Below are 18,783 nucleotides of genomic sequence, written 5' to 3'. Positions count from 1 at the left end.
CCCGTTCGGTGCAAACTCCTGAACGGATCAGGCCGGAAACGCATCCATCAGGATGAATGTCGCCTCCTGCCGCCGATGGGCGTTGATAAGCGGGACCAGTCGCGTGAAATGCTCGGTCCCGCAATGCGCGTCCAGAGCTGCCCGATCCGGCCATTCCTCAATGAAAACGAAATGACCGGGGTCTTTCTGGTCGATGAACAGGTCATAGGCGATGCAGAGATCTTCCTGCCGGGTCTTCTCGACCAGTTCGCGATAAAGCGGCAGGACGATCTCGACCGCCTCCGGCTTGATGAAATCCTGCGCGATGACCTTGAGCATAGGGGTATCCTTTGGGGAATCGGGCCTTGCCGGGATGTTCGGTGTCCGGCCGCCCAGGGGGGGATGATCGGGACGCCTTACACGGCGGGGCCGCGTGACCATAGACCCTGACTGCCGATCGCAATTCAAGCCCGAATGAGGCGTCGCATCGCGCGGGTCCAGAGCGGGCCGACAGGCAGGAAGCTGGTCACGAAGACCACCGCCGTCACCGCAAGGATCAGCGCCGAGCCCGGATGGGTCAGGAAGATCGTCGCATCCCCCCGCGACAGGAGCATCGCGCGGCGGAAATATTCCTCCATCATCGGGCCGAGCACGAAGCCGATCAGCAGCGGCGCGGGCTCGAACCGCCAAAGCCGCAGCAGATAGCCCAGAACCCCGAACAGGATCGTCAGCCACACATCGGCGAGACTCGATTCGATGCTGTAGGCGCCGACGCAGATGATGACGATGGTCGCCGGGTAAAGCACCCTCGGCGGCACCGCGAGCAGCCGCACCCAGATCCCGATCAGCGGGATGTTGAGGACCACCAGCATCAGGTTGCCGATCAGGAAGCTGACCACCAGCCCCCAGAACAGGTCGGGATGGTCCTCGATGATGCGGGGCCCCGGGGTAATGCCGTGGATCATCAGCGCGCCCAGCATCAGCGCCATGGTCGGGCTGCCGGGAATGCCCAGCGTCAGCGTCGGGATGAACGAGGTCTGGGCGGCGGCGCTGTTCGCGGCCTCCGGGGCGACGACGCCCTCCAGCGCGCCCTGCCCGAACCGGCGGCGATTGGGCGAGACCTTCTTTTCCAGCGCATAGGCCATGAAGGAAGCGACGTTCTGCCCGGTGCCGGGCAGCGCGCCCACCACCGCACCGACCATCGCCCCCCGCGCGGCGGGCCCGCCGGAACGGATCAGGTCGCGCCGTCCGGGCCACATCGCGCGCAGCCTTCCCGCGCCTTCGGGGATCGCACCCGCCTTCTCGCGCAGCGCCGCGATCACCTCCGCCACGCCGAAGATGCCGACCGCGATGACCCCGATGCCGATGCCGTCGCGCAGCTCCAGAATGCCGCCGGTGAAGCGCGCGGTGCCGGAGGTGACATCCATCCCCACCGTGCCCAGCAGCACCCCCAGAAACACCATCATGCCCCCCCGCACCGTCCCGGTGCCCGAAACGATGGCCGCCGCCACCAGCCCCAGCAGCATGATCGAGAAATACTCCGCCGGGCCGAACATCAGCGCGAAATCCGCCAGCGACGGCGAGGCCCAGGCCATGATCGAGATCCCGAACACGCCCCCCGCGAAGGAGGCGATGGCCGTCATGAACAGCGCCAGCCCCGCCCGCCCGGACCGCGCCATCGGATAGCCGTCGATGCAGGTGATCGACGACGAGGGCGAGCCGGGGATGTTGAGCAGGATCGAGGTGGTGGAGCCGCCATATTCGTTGCCGTAATAGACCCCGGCCAGCATCACCAGCGCGGCCTCGGGCGGCAGGTGGAAGGTCAGGGGCAGCAGCATGGCGATGGCGGCCAGCGGCCCGATCCCCGGCAGCACCCCCACCGCCGTGCCCAGAAACACCCCGCCGAGACACAGCAGCAGGTTCATCGGCGTCGCCGCCGTCGCAAGCCCGAGGAGCAGGTTCTCGATCATCTCACAGCACCCCGCGGATGGCGATGAAGGGCACGCCCAGCAGCTTGAAGAACACCACCCAGACCACCAGCGCGGTGCCGAGCGCGAACAGCAGCCGCGCGGGCAGCCGCATCTCCCGCGCGGGCAGGGTGGCGATGAAGGCGGTCAGCGCCACGCCGGGCAGCACGCCCGCCAGCCCGGTCGTGATCGCGAAAGCCGCCATCGCGCCGCAAACCGCCAGCAGCGCCAGCGGATCGGCGCGCAGCGTCCCGGGGGTGGTCTCGGCCGCACGGCGCAGGTCGATGAGGATGGAGGCGAGGCTCAGCGCCATCAGGCACAGCCCCGCCAGCAGCGGGAAAGCCCCCGGGCCCAGCCTGCGCGGGGTGCCGAGTTCCATCCCCAGCCCGGCCCATGCCACCATGCCGGAGGCCAGCGCCAGAATGGCGATATTGCCGGTCTGGGCGACGGGCCTCTGGAAGGCGCTACGCGGCATGGCTCTCCTCCGGGTGGAATTCGGGGCCGTCATACTCCTCGGGTATCGCAATCTCGCCGCTTTCCACCAGCCGGGCAATCGCCGCGATTTCGGCGCGGATCGCGGCGGGCACGTCGTTGCGAAGGCGCAGGCCGACGGCGCCCTCGGCCAGACCGAAGGCGCGCGGGGCAGCGGGCAGGTCACCCGCCTCCAGATCCGCGATGGCCGCGCGCAGGCCGAGGTCGATCCGCGCCTCGGCGGAGGCGACGAAGACATCGGGCTCCATCGCGACCCAGTCCAGCGCATTGCCGATCTGGCGCGCGGCCCCGGCGCGGCAGGCCTCGACCGCGCCGGACCGCGCGCCGTTGAGCATGGTGAAGAGAATATCCGCCCCCGCCGCGATCTGCGCCCCGGCCCAGGCGCGGGTCACGGCATTGTCGTCCTGCGTGCCGCAGAAGCCGGTCAGCAGCCGCAGCCCCGGGTCGATATGCGCGACCCCGGCGGCAAAGGCCGCGCGGCCCTTCAGCCCCGGCTTCACCCGATGCCCGGACAGATGCGCGACCGTGCCGCTCCGCGTCAGCCGCGCCGCAAGGCAACCGGCGAGGAAGGCCGACTGTTCCTGAAGCACATCGTAGGAGCCGAGGTTCGCCCCGCTCACCGCGCCTTGCAGGGCGACGAAGCGCTTGCCGGGATGGTCGCGCGCGGCGTCGGGCAGGATGGCGTCGCCCTGCCCGCCGACGAAGACCAGCGCATCGAGCCGGGGGAGGGCCGCGTCGATGGCGGCGCGCATCCGCGCCCGATCATAGGGAATGCCGGACAGGATCTCCAGCGCCACACCCTCGCGCGCCAGCGCCTCCGCCCCTTGCAGGGCCGAGGCGTTGAAGCCTCGGTCGCGCAATTCGCCGACGAAAAGAACGCCGGTCCTCATTGGCCGCGCACCGTCTCGGCGGAGGATTTCCAGCTGTCCAACTGGCCCGCGACATAGGCGGTGAATTCGCCCTCGACCGGGGTGGTATCGACGCCCCAGCCCGCGAATTGTGCCACGACCTCGGGCTTGGCCAGCACGGCCTTCACCGCCGCGTCGATCTGCGCCGCCGTCCCGGCGTCGAGGCCTGCCGGGGCGGAGATACCGAGCCAGTTCTCCGCGACCAGATCGAGGCCGAGTTCGGTGAAGCTCGGCGTATCGGGCAGCACATCGAGCCGCCCGCGCGAGGTGACGGCCAGCGGGACCGCGACGCCCTCGGTCACCAGCCCGAGGTTCTGCGCCACCGCATCGAACATCATCGGGATCACACCCGCGCGCAGGTCCAGCACCATCGGGCCGGAGCCCTGATAGGGGATATGCTCCGCCTCGACCCCGGCGAGCGCCTTGAACTGCTCCGACACCAGATGGCCCCAGGATCCGACGCCCGAGGTGCCGTAATCGAGGCCGCCGGGTTCGGCCTTCGCCTTTTCGATCAGGGCATTCAGATCGGGCGTGGCCAGCGCGGGCGTCACGAACAGCGCCATATGGCCGCTGCCGATATAGCTGACATGGGTGAAATCGGCCAGCGGATCATAGGGCGTATCCGCGATCAGCGTCGGCGCGATGGAAAACGGCGTCAGGTTCGACAGCATCAGCGTATGGCCGTCGGCGCTGGCGGATTTCAGGTCGCTGGCCGCGATGGTCCCTGCCGCGCCGGGCTTGTTTTCCACCACGACCTGCTGGCCGATATCCTCGGTCAGGTGCTGCGCCAGCAGGCGGGCGACCAGATCGCTGCCGCCGCCGGGCGGGAAGGAGACGATGATGCGGACGGGCTGGGTCGGCCAGTCGGCGGCGAGGGCGGGGAAGGCCGGGAGGGCGAGGGCGAGCACGCCCGGGATAAGGGCCGGGATCAGGGGATGGGTCATGGTCGGGTTCCGGATATGGATGGCATGTGATGGTGAAACTGAAGGGATCACCGTGTGCCCAGTCCAGTCAGATTGTGAAACTGTGGTTTCTTTATTGCCGTGCCGCCAAGAAATTAATCTCCTGTTTCGCGCCTTCGCGCGATATGTAAACGCTTTGGAAAGAATGCCGGTCCTCAGGGCGATCCCCGATATAGGCCGAAGTTTTGAATGTTTCGGGTGATTCCATGCGCGCCGGCACGAGCAGGCCGCCTTGACAACGCCGGGCCGGTCGGGCTTCGTGGGGTGAAATCGTGGTTTCACCGAGTGCTGCGAACCGGCAGCGCGGAAAGAAAGGGATGATATGACGGACGACACGTCCCCCGCTGCGACGGGCCGGTTTCTCGACCTCGTGCGCGCGGCCCTGCCGGACCTGCACCCGGCGGAACGGCGGCTGGGCCAGTTCCTGTTCGACTTCCCCGGCGAGATCTCCAGCTACGACGCGCAGGAACTGGCGCGGCTGGCGGGGGTGTCGAAGGCGACCGTCTCGCGCTTCGTCCGCCGTCTTGGCTTTCCCTCCTACGAAGAAGCCCGCCGCGCCGCACGGGAGGAGGGACGCACCGGATCACGCCTCTATCTGGGCCATGCGGCGGATGGCGGCGGCCTCGACATGACCACGCAGATCGAGGAGGAGCGCGCCAATCTGGAATGGACCTTCCGGCGCATCTCTCCCGAAAGCCTCGACCGGCTGGCCGGGGCGATCCTGTCGGCGCGAAGGGTCTGGGTCATCGGACACCGGATCAGCGCCAGTTTCGCCAGCTATCTGTCGTGGCAGCTTGTGAAGCTGGTCGACGATATCGTGACGGTGCCGCAGGCGGGCGAGAGCATGGGCGAGCATATCGCGCGGATCCGCCCCGACGATCTGGTGCTGCATTTCGCGCTGCGCCGCCGCGCCGCCGGGACGGACCGCATCATCGAAGAGATCGCGCGGACCGGCGCCGCGATCGCGCTGATCACCGACGAGGGCGTGGTGCCGCGCGACGATCTGGGCTGGCATTTCCTGTGCCAGACCGGCACACGCTCCGCCCAATTCAACCATGGCGCGGTGCTGGCGCTGTGCCATCAGATCATGATCCGCACCAGTGCGGCGGCAGGCGCGCAGGCCCGCATGCGCCTGCGCCGGATCGAGGCGTTGAACGAGGCGCTCGGCGACCTTTGATGCGGCGGGGCGAGGCAAAGCCGCAACCCGGAAAGACGGGCTGACGATACCGAGGAGCCACCCCGAAAGGGCGCGCCTTCGCCTCCGGTCGGACCCAGCCTGGTCGGGATTGGCGCCGATGATACGACGGCCCCGATGGCTTCGATCCGCCGACTTGGATCCGCCGGGCTGAATATTTGCCGAAGAAAGCCGGGCCGCCGAACATTCCCGATCCCCGCCTGCGAGTGATGCCCGAGCGAAGATCACTCGCCCGTCGGCAAGCCATGTTCCGCAGCATGGGCACGAACCCTCGCCCAATAGGCTTCGGCCGTCGCCTCGGCCATCTCATCGGCCCCGATCGCCTCGAACTCGCGCACCTGCGCGCCGATGGCGGGCGCCTCCCGCGCCAGGGCAATGGCGCCGCCCAGGCCCGGTAGGCTGAAGGCGTCGATCAGCCGGTAGCGCGACAGGTCGATGCGGCGCTCGACATGCGAAAGATCGACGAGTTGCATCGCCGCCCACCGCACCGGGCTGTCGGTCAGGCTGAAATCCACGAAGAAATGGCGCGCCACGCGATTGACTCCAGCGTCATAATCCTTGGCGATGCCGACCCCGGGACCGAGGAACGGGACCGTGGTGTCCACCGTCGAGCGGCCGGGATCGAACCAGAAGGTGAGATAGGTCCCGTCGCTGCCCCTGCCATGGACGAAGCCCAGCCCCCCGGTGCCCTCGACGCCGACCGGGGCGCCGTCCTGATCCGTCCAGCGCAGGGATTCGTAGAATTCCCGCGCGAAGGCCTCGCCGATGTCGAGACCGTAAGGCAGGCCCATCCCGCCACCGATCTGAAGGCAGGCCTCGCCAACCATCGGATGGCGACCGCAGACTAGGAACTCACCCGCGCGGAAGAGGACATGGTGAATGTCAAGGCCGGGAATATCCTCCATCCCGAGCGCCCAGAGCGAAGCATGCGGATTGTCGAGCGCCATCGAGCCGTCACGCGAATTGACCAGCAGGGTCAGCGGCCCCGACGCCCTGTCGGACTGAAGCTCGATCCGCAGGGCCAGGTCGAAACCGTAGCGGCCGATGGCCGAGGCGGGATTGGGCGGGAAGCTGCTTGGCGTCGAGAATTCGGCCCGCGCGGGCAGCGCCAGCAGCAGCGACACAAGCAGGATGGGGATCAGTCTGCGGGTCATCTTTGCACCAATTCCACACGGCGGTTCTGCGCCTGCCCCTCGGTCGTGGCATTGGAGGCGAGCGGCGCAAGCGGGCCGACGCCTGCGGGCACCACGCGGTCGATCGCCACGCCATGCTGGCCGACCAGCGCATCGACGACCGCCTGGGCCCTGCGGCGCGACAGGTCGAGGTTGAATTCGTAGCCCCCGATGGAATCGGTATGGCCAACGATATAGACGCCGATATCCGGGTTCTCGGTCAGAAGCCTCGCCATCTCGGCCAGCGCCTCGCCGGATTCGGGCCGCAGCGTCGCCGCGTTGAAATCGAAATAGATGTTGTCGAGCGCCACCCGTCCGGTCTCGAAAATCGACCGCGCCATGGCGGCCGCGTCGATCATGCGCCGCTCCATCTCGCCGGTCTCGACCACGTCGATCAGCACGATGGGATGGTCGTGGGTCTGGGCAAAGCGGCGGAAATCGTTGCGTGCCACATAGAGCGCCAGCCAGGTCCCGCCATCGGCGCCACGGGCGGCGAGATAGTGGTCGTCGTGCATGCCCGTCAGTGCGTAGCGCGTCAGGTCGCCCGCGCTGGCAAGCTGGCGGTCGCGGGTCCACAGGATGTTGCGGGCCATGGCCTCGTTATTGCCGCAGGCCCTGCCCGAGCAGGAGAACAGGATCTCGAACCCGCGTTCGGTCAGCGCCGCCTCGTAGTTCCTGAACACCTCCAGCGTGGAGCGTTCCCGGGGCGCGACGTAAAGCAGGCGCGTCGAGGCGCCCTCCAGCGTCTCGGACGTCTCCCCGGCCCAGTTGCCGCCCCGCCGCCCCGCCGGGCCGGTCGGCAGATCGAATCGAACGAAGGCCTGGGTATCATAGCCGAGTATCCACGAGCCTTCGTAACGCGGCACCTGCGGATGATCGGCGGCGCCCTGCACATCGGTTTGGGCGTTGGCCGCACAGGGCAGCGCGGCCGAGATGATGATGAAGAAAAGAAGCGCGCGAAACGGACTGGGCATAGACCACCCTCGGACGGGATTCGGAAACGTCCTGGCTGTGACGCTGTGCACCGGCGTTGTGCCCCGGGGCAACGGCAGGATGCGGCCAGACCACGGACGACCGAAGTCTATCCGATTCCTTCGCCGCCCGGCTTGGCCTCTGCGGCGCAACGCCTTGGCTTTCGCGGCACTCCTGCCCGCTGCGACGTCATGTCCCGGCGCGGGAGGTGCCCGAAGCCGCCGCGCGGGCGTCGGAAGGAGTCATGCCGAAGCGCCGCCGAAAGGCGCGGTTGAACCAGGAAATATCGCCAAACCCCGCCTCATAGGCGATTTCGGCAACCGTCCGATGCGCCAGCCTGGGGTCGGCGAGGCGTCGGTGCGTATGGACCAGACGCTGGTCGGTCACATAGCCGGTGAAGCTCGTGCCCTCGTCGGCGAAGAGATCGCGCAGGTAACGCGCCGAAATCCTGTGGCGGCGCGTGATCCAGTCAACGCTAAGGCCCGCCTCGCCCAGATGCGCGCGGATATCGGCCTTGATCGCCGCAAGCCGCGCCGTCCTCACCCCCGAGGGCTGACGGGCCGTCATGGCGCCCCCGGCCGCCGCGAAGGCGGCAAGGGCAAGGTCCTGAAGATGGGAGACGCAGAGGCCCTGCATCTCCGCACGCATCACCGGCATCTCGTCAAGCGCGGTTCGCGCATAGGCGGAGAGCAGCCGCAATTCCGGCGTCGCGGCCGGAATGCCGCCCGCCCGCAGCACCGAGTCGAATCCCTCCGCAGCTCTCGCCAGGGCACCGGGAAGCGCGATCATCAGGGCCGAGAACGCCCCGCCGACATCGCAGGTCATCGGCACATCGGCATGCCACACATGCGCCTCCCCCGCCAAGAAGTCGCGCGCGCCGCCATGGGCGCTTTCGACCCTCAGCGCGGCGCGGCGCTCGATGCAGATGATGACGTCATCCTGGCAATCCCGCGCCAGGGCCTTCGTGCGGCGGATGCGGGCGGGCGAGCCGACGAATACGCCCAGCGACAGGCCCGGAACCGTGCAGGCCCTAACCGCAAGACGAGGCCTGGCCTCTCCGATCGGGCTGGCCTCCATGCGCACGACGCTCGCCCAGGCATCCTGGAATTCGAGCAAGCTTCCGGTGCGTGTATCGACTGTCCTGCACGGCATGGGGCATCGTCCGCACAATTCGCTGCCGAAATTATTTGCGCGGGCCGCAGGGATGGCAAGACGGAAAAACCGGCACCGAGCGGCCGAAACCTGCCTTTCATCCGACAGAGATTGCCTTGCGGCGCCTGCGCGTGCTGCGAGATCAACTCATGGCTCCGCTGCTGTGGGTTCAGACAGCCATTTCCCGAACCTCCGCAACGAGCGGCTGCCTTCGGTAGTGCCCGCCCCCCCCGCAGGCGCTTGATGCAAAGATTGCCGATGCGGCGCGCGCCCAGCGGCTAAGCGGTCCGAAGCGCAGGAGGGGTGCAGCGCAGTTCGGCGCTCCGGGCATGGCCCTCCATTCCTTCGGCGCGCGACAGGGCCGCTGCCGACAGCGCCAGCCGGTCCGCGGCCCGGCGGTCGGCCCGCTGCCAGGTCACAGTGCGCAGGAACTTCTGCACCGAAAGCCCCCCGGTATAGCGCGCGGCCCTTGCTGTCGGCAGGACATGGTTCGGGCCAGAAACCTTGTCGCCGAAGGGAACCGTCACCTCCTCGCCAAGAAAAAGCGAGCCGTAGCACCGCAGCCTGCCCAGCCACCAATCCAGATCGCCAGCCTGCACATGCAGATGTTCCGGCGCGTAAAGGTCGGCGACCTGCGCCATCGTCTCGCGCCCGTCGCACAGGATGATCTCTGCCCAGTCCTCCCAGGCCGCGGCGGCGGCGACGCGGTTCGGTTCCGGCAGCGAAGCGATGGCATGGGCGACGGCCACCGCGATCTCTCGCGCCAGATCCGCGTCATCGGTCACCAGCCAGACCGGCGATGTCGCGCCATGCTCGGCCTGACCGACGAGATCTGCCGCGACCCAGGCCGGATGGGCCGAGCGGTCGGCGATGACGAGGCTGTCGGTCGGTCCGGCCACCATGTCGATGCCGACCTCGCCGTAAAGCTGCCGCTTCGCCTCTGCCACAAGCGCATTTCCGGGCCCCGCAATCACATCGGCTGGTCGCCCGCCGAAGGCGCCATGGGCCAGTGCCGCGACCGCCTGCACGCCGCCAAGCGCCAGAATGCGGTCCGCCCCCGCGATGTCGAGCGCATAGGTCACCGCCGGATGCAATCCGCCCTGCCGGGGCGGCGTCGCGGCGACGATCTTTCCCACCCCTGCCGCGCGCGCCGTGGTGACCGTCATCAGCGCGGAAGCGATATGGACATAGCGCCCGCCCGGCACATAGCATCCGGCGCAGTCGACGGGGATCTGGCGCTGGCCCGCGATCAGGCCGGGGATGACCTCCATCTCGCAATCGATCAGCGCGGCGCGCTGCATATCGGCGAAGCGGCGGATATTGTCATGGGCAAAGCGGATATGAGCGGCCAGCGCCGGGTCGAGCATGGCGCGCGCCTGCCGCTTCATTTCCTCCGACACCACGGGATCGGCGGGCCCGCCATCGAATTCCCGAGACAGCCGCAGGATTTCGCGCTCCATCCGCTCGGGCTCGGCCGCATCGACCCGCCCGAGAAGTTGCGCGACACGGGCGCTCACCTCCGTCCCGCCGTCGGCATGGGTCTGGTGGCGCGCGGATTTGAGGCGGCGCGCGCCCCGGGGCAGCGTCAGCATCACATCCGCCCTTTCCACGGCACGAACCTCCGTTCCATCCAACGCATCGCCATGTCGAAGACCCAGGCGATCAGGGCGATCAGCACGATACCGACGATCACCGTCGAGGTTTGCAGGAACTGGCTGGCCGAAAGCACCATATAGCCAAGCCCCGACGTCGCCGCGACCATCTCGGCCGCCACGAGGGTCGTCCAGCCGAAGCCCACGCCGATCCGCATGGCGGTCAGGATCTCGGGGAGGGCAGAGGGTAGGATGACCTCCCGCAGCACCTGGCTGCGGCTGGCGCCCAGCGAATAGGCCGCGTGGATCTGCTCGATGGCCGCCGAGCGCACCCCGGATCGCGCACCCAGTGTCACCGGCGCCAGAACCGACAGGAAGATCAGCATGACCTTTGAGGACTCGCCGATTCCGAACCAGATGATCATCAGCGGCAGATAGGCCAGCGGCGGAATCGGTCGGTAGAATTCAAGGAAAGGATCGAAGATCCCGCGCATCGTCGGGTTCATGCCCATCGCAAGCCCCAGCGGAATACCGATGACGCAGGCAAGCGCGAAGGCCCCGAACACCCGGCCCGCAGAAATCACGACATGCTGCCAAAGCGAGGTATTGGTGTAGCCTTGCGTCAGGATCTGGAGGAACTTTTCCCAGACCGCCAGGGGCGAGGGCAGGAACAGGGGCTTGACCACCCCCGTCGCGGTCACGACATGCCAGGCGATCAGCGCGCAGGCAACGGCCAGCACGGACAGTGCAAGCGTATTGCCCTGCCCGGGGACGCCATAGGTCTGGCCCGGCTGCGCTGGCGGCGCGCGGAAGAGCCGCGCAAAGACCGGAGACCGGAGGCTGTCCGGACGGGCCTCGGCCTCGGGTATTCCGTCCCGGGGCGCGGGGGAAGAAGGTTTCGCGGTCATGCGGCCTGCGCCTCGTCGGCGAAGATGATCTTCAGCACGGTTTCGCGCATCGCGATGAACTCGGGCGAGGCCTTCACCTCGCGCCCGGTTTCCCCGGCCAGAAAGCGGCGGGAAAACGGCAGGTCGAAGCGATGGGTGATCCGCCCGGGTCGCGGCGACATCACGATCAGCTTTGTGCCCATGAAAAGTGCTTCCTCGACGCTGTGGGTGATGAGGAAGACGGATTTTTCCGTCTCCTGCCAGATTTTCAGGATCAGTTCCTGTGCGCGCTCCCGGGTCAGCGCGTCCAGCGCGCCGAGCGGTTCGTCCATCAGCAGGATCTTCGGGTCGCAGGCCAGCGCACGGGCGATGCCCACCCGCTGCTGCATGCCGCCCGACAGGTTGTAGACCGGAGACGCCGCGAAGTCCTGCAAGCCGAGCAAGGCCAGATGGCGGCGGGCGATCTCATGGCGTTCGGCCTTGCCCATGCCCTGAAGCTTCAGCCCGAAGGCGACATTGTCGATCACGTTCAGCCATGGCATCAGCGCGTGTTTCTGAAAAACGACGGCCCGGTCGCGCCCTGGCCCGGCCACAGGTGTTCCGTCAAGCTGCACCTGGCCGAACGAGGGTGACATGAAGCCCGCGATCAACGAAAGAAGCGTCGATTTCCCGCAACCGGACGCGCCGAGCGCCACGACGAAATCGCCCTGCTCGATCGTCAGGTCGATGTAGCGCAGCGCCTCAACCTTGTGGTCGCGCCCCGCCGGATAGAAGACCGACGCCTTCCGGATTTCGAGAGCCATGGCTGTTCTCCTTTGGCGGGGACGGGCAAGGGCGCCCGTCCGGCCAGGTCATGTCATTCCATCGCGGCCGAGATCGGTGCCAGCGTCACGAAAGAGCTGTAGTCGTCTGCTACGCTGTCGATCCGGCCTGCGTCCATGAGAAACTCGGCCGTGGCCTTCATCGAGACGCCGACCGCACCCCCCAGCCAATCCGCCCCGGCCTGGGTCGCTGCGGGCAGGAAGGTGAAGCCTTCAAGGATTTCCGGCACCTGCGCGGGATCAGCCCCGGTGGCGGCGGCAATGGCCTGCACGGCTTCGCTGTCGGCGCCATAGGCTGCGGGATCCTTCAGATAGTCCTGGTTCGCGGCCTCTGTCACCTTGACGAATGCCGCCATGGCATCGGGATTGGCCTCGGCGAAGGCCTGGTCCACAACCCAGCCGTCAAAGGTCGGATAGCCCCAGGCGGCGGTCTGGTCCGCGCCGACGATCAGCTTGCCGGTTTCACGCAGCCTGGCCTGCACCGGCTGCCAGACGAAAGCCGCGTCGATCGCGCCCTGCTCCCAGGCCGCCGCGATCTGGTCCGGCGCCATGTTTATGATCGACAGTTCGCTTTCGGCAATGCCCGCATGGTTGAGCGCCCCCATGAGCGAGAAATGGGCCGTCGATCCCACCGGCGTCGCCACCCGCTTGCCCTTCAGGTCGTCCAGCGTCTCGATGCCCGAGCCGTCGCGTGCGACCAGGCTTTCCGCCTCGCCCAGCACCTGCGCCAGCATGAAGAGCTGCAGCGGCACGCCCTGGCTTGCGGCGATGGCCAGCGGCGAGGAGCCAAGCTCGGCCAGCTTGACGTCCCCGCTCGCCATGGCGGCGATGACCTGCGGGCCGCTGTCGAACTTGCGCCATTCGATATCGAAGCCCATCGCCTCGTCGTATTTCTTTTCCGCCGCGGCGATCTGCATCGGCGTCGGGCTGCCGAAATGGCCGATGATCAGCGTTTCGGCGGAAACAGGCATGGCAAAGGCCAGGCACAGAAGGGTCGTGATCGAGATTTTCATTGTCAGCTCCCTGAGGTGAGTGGCCGGTTGATCCGGCCTGTTGCCAAGTCAGATCCGGCCGAGCGCCGTGTCGATGGCGTCGGTGATGCGGTCGATATCCTCTGCCGTGGCGATCAGCGCGGGCGAAAGGCAAAGCGTATTGTTCAATCCGGGCAGCGAGCGGTTGGTCATGCCGATGATGACGCCAAGCGCGTCGCAACCGGCAACGACCTTTTGGACCAGCGCCTCGTCCAGCGGCTCGCGGCTGTCCCGGTTGGCGACAAGCTCGACGCCGCAGAGCAGACCCTTGCCGCGCACATCGCCCACCAGCGCGTGGCGGTCTTGCAGCGCCCTCAGATTGGCCAACAGGCGTGCGCCCATGCGCGTGGCATTCTCAAGCAGACCCTCCTCTTCGATGATGCGCATGTTCTCAATCGCCGCCGCAGGCCCTGCCGTGCACCCCCCGAAGGTGGAGATGTCCCGGAAATGCCCGAGCGGATCTTCCGCATCCTTGAACTGATCGAAGATCGCCTCGGTGGTCACGAGGCAGGAAATCGCCGCATAGCCCGAGGCCACGCCCTTGGCCATGGTGACGAAATCGGGCTGGATGCCGTAATGCTGGTAGCCGAACCATTTGCCGGTGCGCCCCAGCCCGCAGACCACTTCGTCGATATGCAACAGGACGTCGTATTTGCGGCAGATCTTCTGCACCCGGTCCCAATAGCCGTCGGGCGGCAAGATCACCCCGCCGCCGGCGGTGATCGGCTCAAGGCAGATCGCGCCGACCGTCTCGGGTCCTTCGCGCAGGATGACCGCCTCGATCGCATCGGCGGCGCGAAGGCCGTAATCCGGCCCGGGCCATTGGGCGCGGTATTCCAGACAATGCGGCACCTGCACGAAGCCGCCCGGAAAAGGCCCGTAATGCGCCACGCGCTGTTCCTGGCCGCAAGCGGCAAGGGCGCCGATGGTCGTGCCGTGATAGTCGCGCTCGCGGTAAAGGATCTTCCATTTCCTGCCGCCATGGCGCTGCGCCGCGATCTGGCGCACCATCTTGAAGGCTTTCTCGTTCGCCTCCGACCCGGAATTGGCATAGAAGACGCGCGACATTCCCGGCATTTTCGAGATTAGCCTTTCGGCGAGAAGTGCCGCGGGAACCGAGCCCGCGCTGCCCGCGAAATAGTTCATCCTGACCAGTTGGTCGCGCACGGCATCGGCAATGCTTTCGCGCCCGTAGCCGACATTCACCGTCCAGACGCCGCCCGAGACGGCATCAAGATATTCGCGGCCGGTCTGGTCCCAGACCCGCAATCCCCGGCCCTCAATGATCAGGCGCGGGTCGCGCGTCTCCAGCGCCCGGTGCTGAAACAGGTGATGCCACACATGCGAGCGGTCGGCGGCCACGCTGGCGGAAAGGTCGTTGGGATGCTGTCCGTCCATCTGAAGCCTCCACAGGGATGGTGTCGATGGCCTCATCCAACAACGCCGCAGCGCAGCGCGACAGGGCCACATCCCGGTTGCCTTTGGTGCCACGTCCAGGCGCGAAATGCGCTCCGTGGCACCCTGACAGGCGATAGGCGGTGCGGGACGCCACAAGCTTGGGCGTTTCGCGAAAACCGGGTCCTGCAGCCCATGCCCCGCTTGCCTGCCCGCAGGCGAACGGGTCAATTCGGCCTGAAGAAGGACGGAACATGGCCATTGCCCTTACCCCGCTCGACCGGTCGCGCGCGGAGCCCCTGCAAACCCAGCTTCGCCAGTCGATCATTGGCGCTATCCATGCCGGGCGGATGCGGCCGGGCCAGAAGATGGCCCCCTCGCGCGCGCTGGCGCGGCATTTGGGTATCGCGCGCAACACCGTCACCGCGGTCTATGATGAACTGGTAGCACGGGGGTATCTGGTTGCCCGGCCCAGACAGGGTTGCTTTGTTGCCGCGGCCCCGGTGACCGCCGATGCGCCTCCCGAACCGTCGGGCGGACCGAACTGGGAGGGGCTGATGCGGCGCAGGCCCTCGCATCTTCTGCACATCGTCAAGCCCTCCGACTGGCACAGCTACGAATTTCCTTTCATCTACGGGCAGGTGGATCCGAAGCTCTTTCCTCTGAACATCTGGCGGGCCTGCTCTCGCGATACGCTGGGGCGAGCGGCGGTGGACTGGTGGGCGGCGGATCGCGCCGTGGATGACGATCCCATGCTGGTGGAGCAGATCCGCTCGCGCATCCTGCCGCAACGCGGCATACATGCCCGCCCAGAAGAAATCCTGATCACGCTCGGCTCGCAGGAAGGGCTGTTCCTGATCTCCAGTCTGCTTGGCGGCCCAAGGTCCCGTGTCGGGGTAGAGGCTCCGGGTTATCCCGACGCACGCCACATCTTCGCGGGCGACGGGGCCGAACTGGTGCCCCTGGCCATGGACTGCGAGGGGGCGATTCCGGCCCGTGCGGATATCGCGGTGCTGACACCCGACCATTGCCCGAGCATGATCCGGATGTCCGAAACACGGCGGGCGGAGTTTCTGGATTGGGCGCGCAGGGAAGGATCGCTGATCGTCGAAGACGATTACGAAGGCGAACTCTCGCTGACCGGAGGCCATGCGCTGAAATCGGGCGATGTGGACGGGCGCGTCATTTATCTGGGCACTTTCTCCAAGGTCCTGGCGCCCGGGGTGCGGCTGGGCTTTCTCGTCGCACCCTCCCCGCTTGTGACCCAGGCCCGGTGGTTGCGTCGGCTGATCCATCGCTCGGCACCGCTCAACAACCAGCGCACGGCGGCGATCTTTCTTGCCGAAGGGCATTACCTTGCGCTGGTTCGCCGCCTGCGCGAAGCGTTTGCCCATCGCTGGCAGCGGATCACCCAGGAACTGCCCCGGATCCTGCCCGGATTTCGCCTGCCCGACCCCTGTCACGGCGGGTCGAGCGTGTGGCTGGAATGCCCTCCTGACCTTGATGCGCGCGCCATCGCGGCCGAGGCCGCACGGCGCGGCGTTCTGGTCGAAAGCGGCGATCCCTTCGTTGCGGCCGATCAGGCTGGGCGCTTCCTTCGGCTGGGGCTGTGCTGCATTTCGGAAGATGCGATCGCACCAGGGCTGGAGCGGCTGGCCGAGGCCTGTGCCGTCGTAGCGGGAAGGCGCTTGGATCGGGCGGCATCGGCCAATGGCCGTGGCTCCGTGAGAAACATGGCACTGGCCCAAGCGATGGGCCGGGAATGGTGATTACCACTGGGCTGGTTGCCCAGATGGAGATCCGCCATGCATGCCCCGAACATCCTTCAGCATGTCCTTGCCGCGCTTGCCGATCCGCAGGTCTGGACGACGGGCGGATTGGTGGTCGCTTCGGTGCTGGCTTCGGCCTTCCTGCGCGGCCTGACGGGGTTCGGCTTCGCCATCGCGGCGGTGCCGGTCATGTCGCTGGCGGTCGACCCGGCGGTCGCGGTGGCCGTCGCGGTCCTGCTGCAACTGCTGATCGGATTGCAGGATGTCTTCAGCCTGCGCGGGCAGTTCGACCGGCCGGAGGTGATGCGGCTTTCCGGCGGTGCGGTCATCGGCACGCCGATCGGGGTGATGGCGCTCAGCCTGCTCAGCGCCGACGAGGCCCGCATTCTCATCGCGGCGGTCGTGCTTCTGGGGGTGGCCTTCCTGCTGCGCCGCCCGTCGGCAGCGCGCCCAGAACGGAAACGCCCCTCTTCCTCGGTCGCCATGGGGGCGGGCGTGTTGGCGGGGGCTTTTTCCGGCATGGCCGCCATGCCGGGCCCTCCGGCGGTGGCCTATTTCCTTGGGACGGATACCCCGCCCGCGATGGCGCGTGCCTCCTTGATGATGTTCTTCTTCGTGGCCGCGCTTCTCGCAACGCCGGGGTTGGCCTTCGCAGGGCTGATCTCGGGCAAGGTGCTGGCGCTGACCGCGCTCGGCTGGCCCGCGCTGATCATCGGAACCAGGGCAGGCGCCGCGGGGTTCCGGCGGCTTGGGCAGGGCCACTATCGACTGATCGCTCTGATGGTAATGGTCCTGTCGGCGGTCCTGTCGGGCTGGCGGGGGTTTGTAGCCCTGACGGGTTTATAGGCGGGCGGGCCCTGGACCCTGCGGTGTCAGCGCAGGATGCGCCTGCCTTCCGCTGATCAATCGCAGCGCCATCGCGGCCTAGGGTTCGCCACCGACACTCCCAGCCGCCCGATGGCGTCACAGTCAAGTGACTTTCCATCGCGGGAATCGTGTTGCTGGTTTATGCGATGCCGCTGCGGAGGATCCTTTGGTTGTCGTCCCGCGGCAGGGCTGTCGGTCACCAGCGCGTATAGATCCTTCTTAAGCGCGTCCTGGTCGAGCAGCTTGGCGGTCGCCCGGGCCCTGAAATCCTCGCCCATGGGATCGGTCTTCGTGTCCTGCCGATGCCGGACGCGCGTTACCGCCGGAAGAGAGGCGTCGCCTCCGCAATCACGCTTTGAACTACATGCACCGGGCGGCTGAAACCCTGGGCCCGTGGAGCCGAAACCCGCAGTTCTGCCAACTGAGTTCCCCTTCATCAAAACCCCGGCGACGAGGGATTGGCGACACATTCCAGGTGCTCTACCGGACTGAGCTACATGCCGTTCCCTTGCGGGCGACGACTGGGCGGGATTCGAACCCGCGACGCCGTGGTCCACTGTAGTGCTCCCGGCACTCGCCGGGGGTGATTCGAGGTCTCCCGGCGCGGACGCCGAGGGAGGTGTTACAGCGCCACCGCGCGGATCTGGCCGACCCAATGGTCGGGCTCCATCCGTCCGGCGACGAAATCGGCGATCTGATCGAAGACCTGATCCGAGAAGCCACCGATGTTCAGCACGTCCTCGCGGTCCACGGCCTGCGTGGTGCTATAGGGCTGGATCTCGATGCAGACCAGTTCCGCCGCCCGGTTGCGGGCCTTGACGCCGTCGCCTGCCCGCCCTGACGCCTATCGACCCAAGACTGGTCGTCCGAGACGAAGATCACCAGATCCGGCGTCACGCCCGCCGCATTCAGCGCCGCAAGGGGTTCCGCGCAGTTGGTGCCACCCTCTCCCAGTGCCGCCAGCTTTGCGGCATTGGTCATGATGCTACCGCGCGCCTTCAGCCTTGCCTCGCGCGCCGCCACGCTCTCGATCCGGTACCAGATCGTCTGCCCGTCGCGGCGCCCGGCGATGATCCGGTCGCGGCGCAGCAGCGCGAGATGCTGCGAGACGGTGGAATCCCGGATGCCGAGGAATTCGGCAAGCTGGCCGACCGATTTCTCGCCCTGTACCAGCTGGCACAGGATCAGGAGCCTGTGACGGTTGCCGAGAGACTTGAGCAACTCGCTCGCCTCCTCGGCGGCGGCCCGCATGGTTTCCGGATCTATGATCATATCGACGTTCATAGTTGTTTATCTACATTGTTGCGAATATACGGTCAAGGCGCAGATCGGGCCGGATCATGACGAGGCTGCGAGGCTGGCCGGGGGCTGCCGCGTCGACTGTGAAGCAAATGCAGCCGGGTGCCAGAGGTCAGCAGCGTTCTCATCTGCTTCGCATTTGCGAAAAACTCTGGAGTGCCCCCACTGATTGTTCCGGTTTGAATGTTAGAGCTGCATAGCACCGAGTTTCTTAGACGCCTTCGCGTCTCATCATCTGCTGCCGTTCGAACTCGGCGGGTGACAGCATCCCATTTCTCGCATGCTTGCGCTTCGGGTTATAGCACATCTCGATATAATCGAAC

At 67.0% G+C, this 18,783-nt stretch carries 18 protein-coding genes; 3 read left to right on the top strand and 15 right to left on the bottom strand.

Translation table 11 applies throughout. The annotated features are described in order from the left end of the window. Window positions 1–27: 27 nt before the first annotated feature. The 5 genes from ABNX41_RS14085 to ABNX41_RS14065 form a co-directional block, all read right to left on the bottom strand. Window positions 28–318, bottom strand: coding sequence for a putative quinol monooxygenase (locus ABNX41_RS14085; protein ID WP_438670365.1), 291 nt, complete (start codon window positions 316–318; stop codon window positions 28–30). 125 nt (window positions 319–443) lie between these two features. Further along, complete coding sequence (locus ABNX41_RS14080; RefSeq protein ID WP_438670364.1) at window positions 444–1,949, bottom strand: tripartite tricarboxylate transporter permease; 1,506 nt, start codon at window positions 1,947–1,949, stop codon at window positions 444–446. 1 nt (window position 1,950) lies between these two features. Then, window positions 1,951–2,421 carry a tripartite tricarboxylate transporter TctB family protein gene (locus tag ABNX41_RS14075; protein ID WP_438670363.1) on the bottom strand — a complete coding sequence of 157 codons (471 nt, stop codon included), beginning with the start codon at window positions 2,419–2,421 and terminating at the stop codon, window positions 1,951–1,953. Next, window positions 2,411–3,328 carry a BMP family ABC transporter substrate-binding protein gene (locus tag ABNX41_RS14070; RefSeq protein ID WP_438670362.1) on the bottom strand — a complete coding sequence of 306 codons (918 nt, stop codon included), beginning with the start codon at window positions 3,326–3,328 and terminating at the stop codon, window positions 2,411–2,413. The genes ABNX41_RS14075 and ABNX41_RS14070 overlap by 11 nt, the downstream gene beginning before the upstream one ends. Next, a complete protein-coding gene (locus tag ABNX41_RS14065) occupies window positions 3,325–4,290 on the bottom strand; it encodes a Bug family tripartite tricarboxylate transporter substrate binding protein (RefSeq protein WP_438670361.1) in 966 nt (321 codons plus the stop codon). The genes ABNX41_RS14070 and ABNX41_RS14065 overlap by 4 nt, the downstream gene beginning before the upstream one ends. A gap of 340 nt (window positions 4,291–4,630) precedes the next feature. Between ABNX41_RS14065 and ABNX41_RS14060 the strand changes: the two genes are divergently transcribed. After that, complete coding sequence (locus ABNX41_RS14060) at window positions 4,631–5,485, top strand: MurR/RpiR family transcriptional regulator (RefSeq protein ID WP_438670360.1); 855 nt, start codon at window positions 4,631–4,633, stop codon at window positions 5,483–5,485. 242 nt (window positions 5,486–5,727) lie between these two features. On the opposite strand, the gene ABNX41_RS14055 is transcribed toward ABNX41_RS14060, so the two are convergent. From ABNX41_RS14055 to ABNX41_RS14020, 8 genes are all read right to left on the bottom strand, one after another. Next, entirely contained in the window at window positions 5,728–6,657 is a 930-nt protein-coding gene (locus ABNX41_RS14055) for a hypothetical protein (protein WP_438670359.1), read from the bottom strand. Then, complete coding sequence (locus ABNX41_RS14050) at window positions 6,654–7,649, bottom strand: OmpA family protein (protein ID WP_438670358.1); 996 nt, start codon at window positions 7,647–7,649, stop codon at window positions 6,654–6,656. Before ABNX41_RS14050 ends, ABNX41_RS14055 begins: the two co-directional genes overlap by 4 nt. Before the next feature lie 187 nt (window positions 7,650–7,836). After that, window positions 7,837–8,799, bottom strand: a complete 963-nt coding sequence (locus tag ABNX41_RS14045; RefSeq protein ID WP_438670357.1) for a helix-turn-helix transcriptional regulator — start codon at window positions 8,797–8,799, stop codon at window positions 7,837–7,839. Window positions 8,800–9,077: 278 nt separating this feature from the next. Then, window positions 9,078–10,391 carry a histidinol dehydrogenase gene (gene hisD, locus ABNX41_RS14040; RefSeq protein ID WP_438670356.1) on the bottom strand — a complete coding sequence of 438 codons (1,314 nt, stop codon included), beginning with the start codon at window positions 10,389–10,391 and terminating at the stop codon, window positions 9,078–9,080. Further along, window positions 10,391–11,299, bottom strand: a complete 909-nt coding sequence (locus ABNX41_RS14035; RefSeq protein ID WP_438670355.1) for an ABC transporter permease subunit — start codon at window positions 11,297–11,299, stop codon at window positions 10,391–10,393. Before ABNX41_RS14035 ends, hisD begins: the two co-directional genes overlap by 1 nt. Further along, window positions 11,296–12,081: a taurine ABC transporter ATP-binding protein gene (locus ABNX41_RS14030; RefSeq protein WP_438670354.1), complete on the bottom strand. Its 786-nt coding sequence runs from the start codon at window positions 12,079–12,081 to the stop codon at window positions 11,296–11,298. Before ABNX41_RS14030 ends, ABNX41_RS14035 begins: the two co-directional genes overlap by 4 nt. Before the next feature lie 53 nt (window positions 12,082–12,134). Then, on the bottom strand, window positions 12,135–13,112 hold the full coding sequence (gene tauA, locus ABNX41_RS14025) for a taurine ABC transporter substrate-binding protein (RefSeq protein ID WP_438670353.1): 978 nt from the start codon (window positions 13,110–13,112) through the stop codon (window positions 12,135–12,137). Window positions 13,113–13,160: 48 nt separating this feature from the next. After that, complete coding sequence (locus ABNX41_RS14020) at window positions 13,161–14,528, bottom strand: aminotransferase family protein (RefSeq protein ID WP_438670352.1); 1,368 nt, start codon at window positions 14,526–14,528, stop codon at window positions 13,161–13,163. A gap of 251 nt (window positions 14,529–14,779) precedes the next feature. On the opposite strand from ABNX41_RS14020, the gene ABNX41_RS14015 reads away from it, so the two are divergent. Further along, window positions 14,780–16,294: an aminotransferase-like domain-containing protein gene (locus ABNX41_RS14015; protein WP_438670351.1), complete on the top strand. Its 1,515-nt coding sequence runs from the start codon at window positions 14,780–14,782 to the stop codon at window positions 16,292–16,294. Window positions 16,295–16,330: 36 nt separating this feature from the next. Continuing rightward, entirely contained in the window at window positions 16,331–17,140 is an 810-nt protein-coding gene (locus tag ABNX41_RS14010; protein WP_438670350.1) for a sulfite exporter TauE/SafE family protein, read from the top strand. A gap of 750 nt (window positions 17,141–17,890) precedes the next feature. On the opposite strand, the gene ABNX41_RS14005 is transcribed toward ABNX41_RS14010, so the two are convergent. Further along, entirely contained in the window at window positions 17,891–18,433 is a 543-nt protein-coding gene (locus ABNX41_RS14005) for an ArsR/SmtB family transcription factor (protein WP_438670349.1), read from the bottom strand. Between the two features lie 238 nt (window positions 18,434–18,671). Then, window positions 18,672–18,783, bottom strand: a 112-nt coding sequence (locus ABNX41_RS14000; RefSeq protein ID WP_438667969.1) for an IS3 family transposase, incomplete at its 5' end; no start/stop codon positions are given.

It is taken from the genome of Pseudogemmobacter sonorensis (assembly GCF_042762395.1).
GTDB lineage: Bacteria > Pseudomonadota > Alphaproteobacteria > Rhodobacterales > Rhodobacteraceae > Pseudogemmobacter > Pseudogemmobacter sonorensis.
This window is presented reverse-complemented; position numbering and strand designations above follow the sequence as displayed.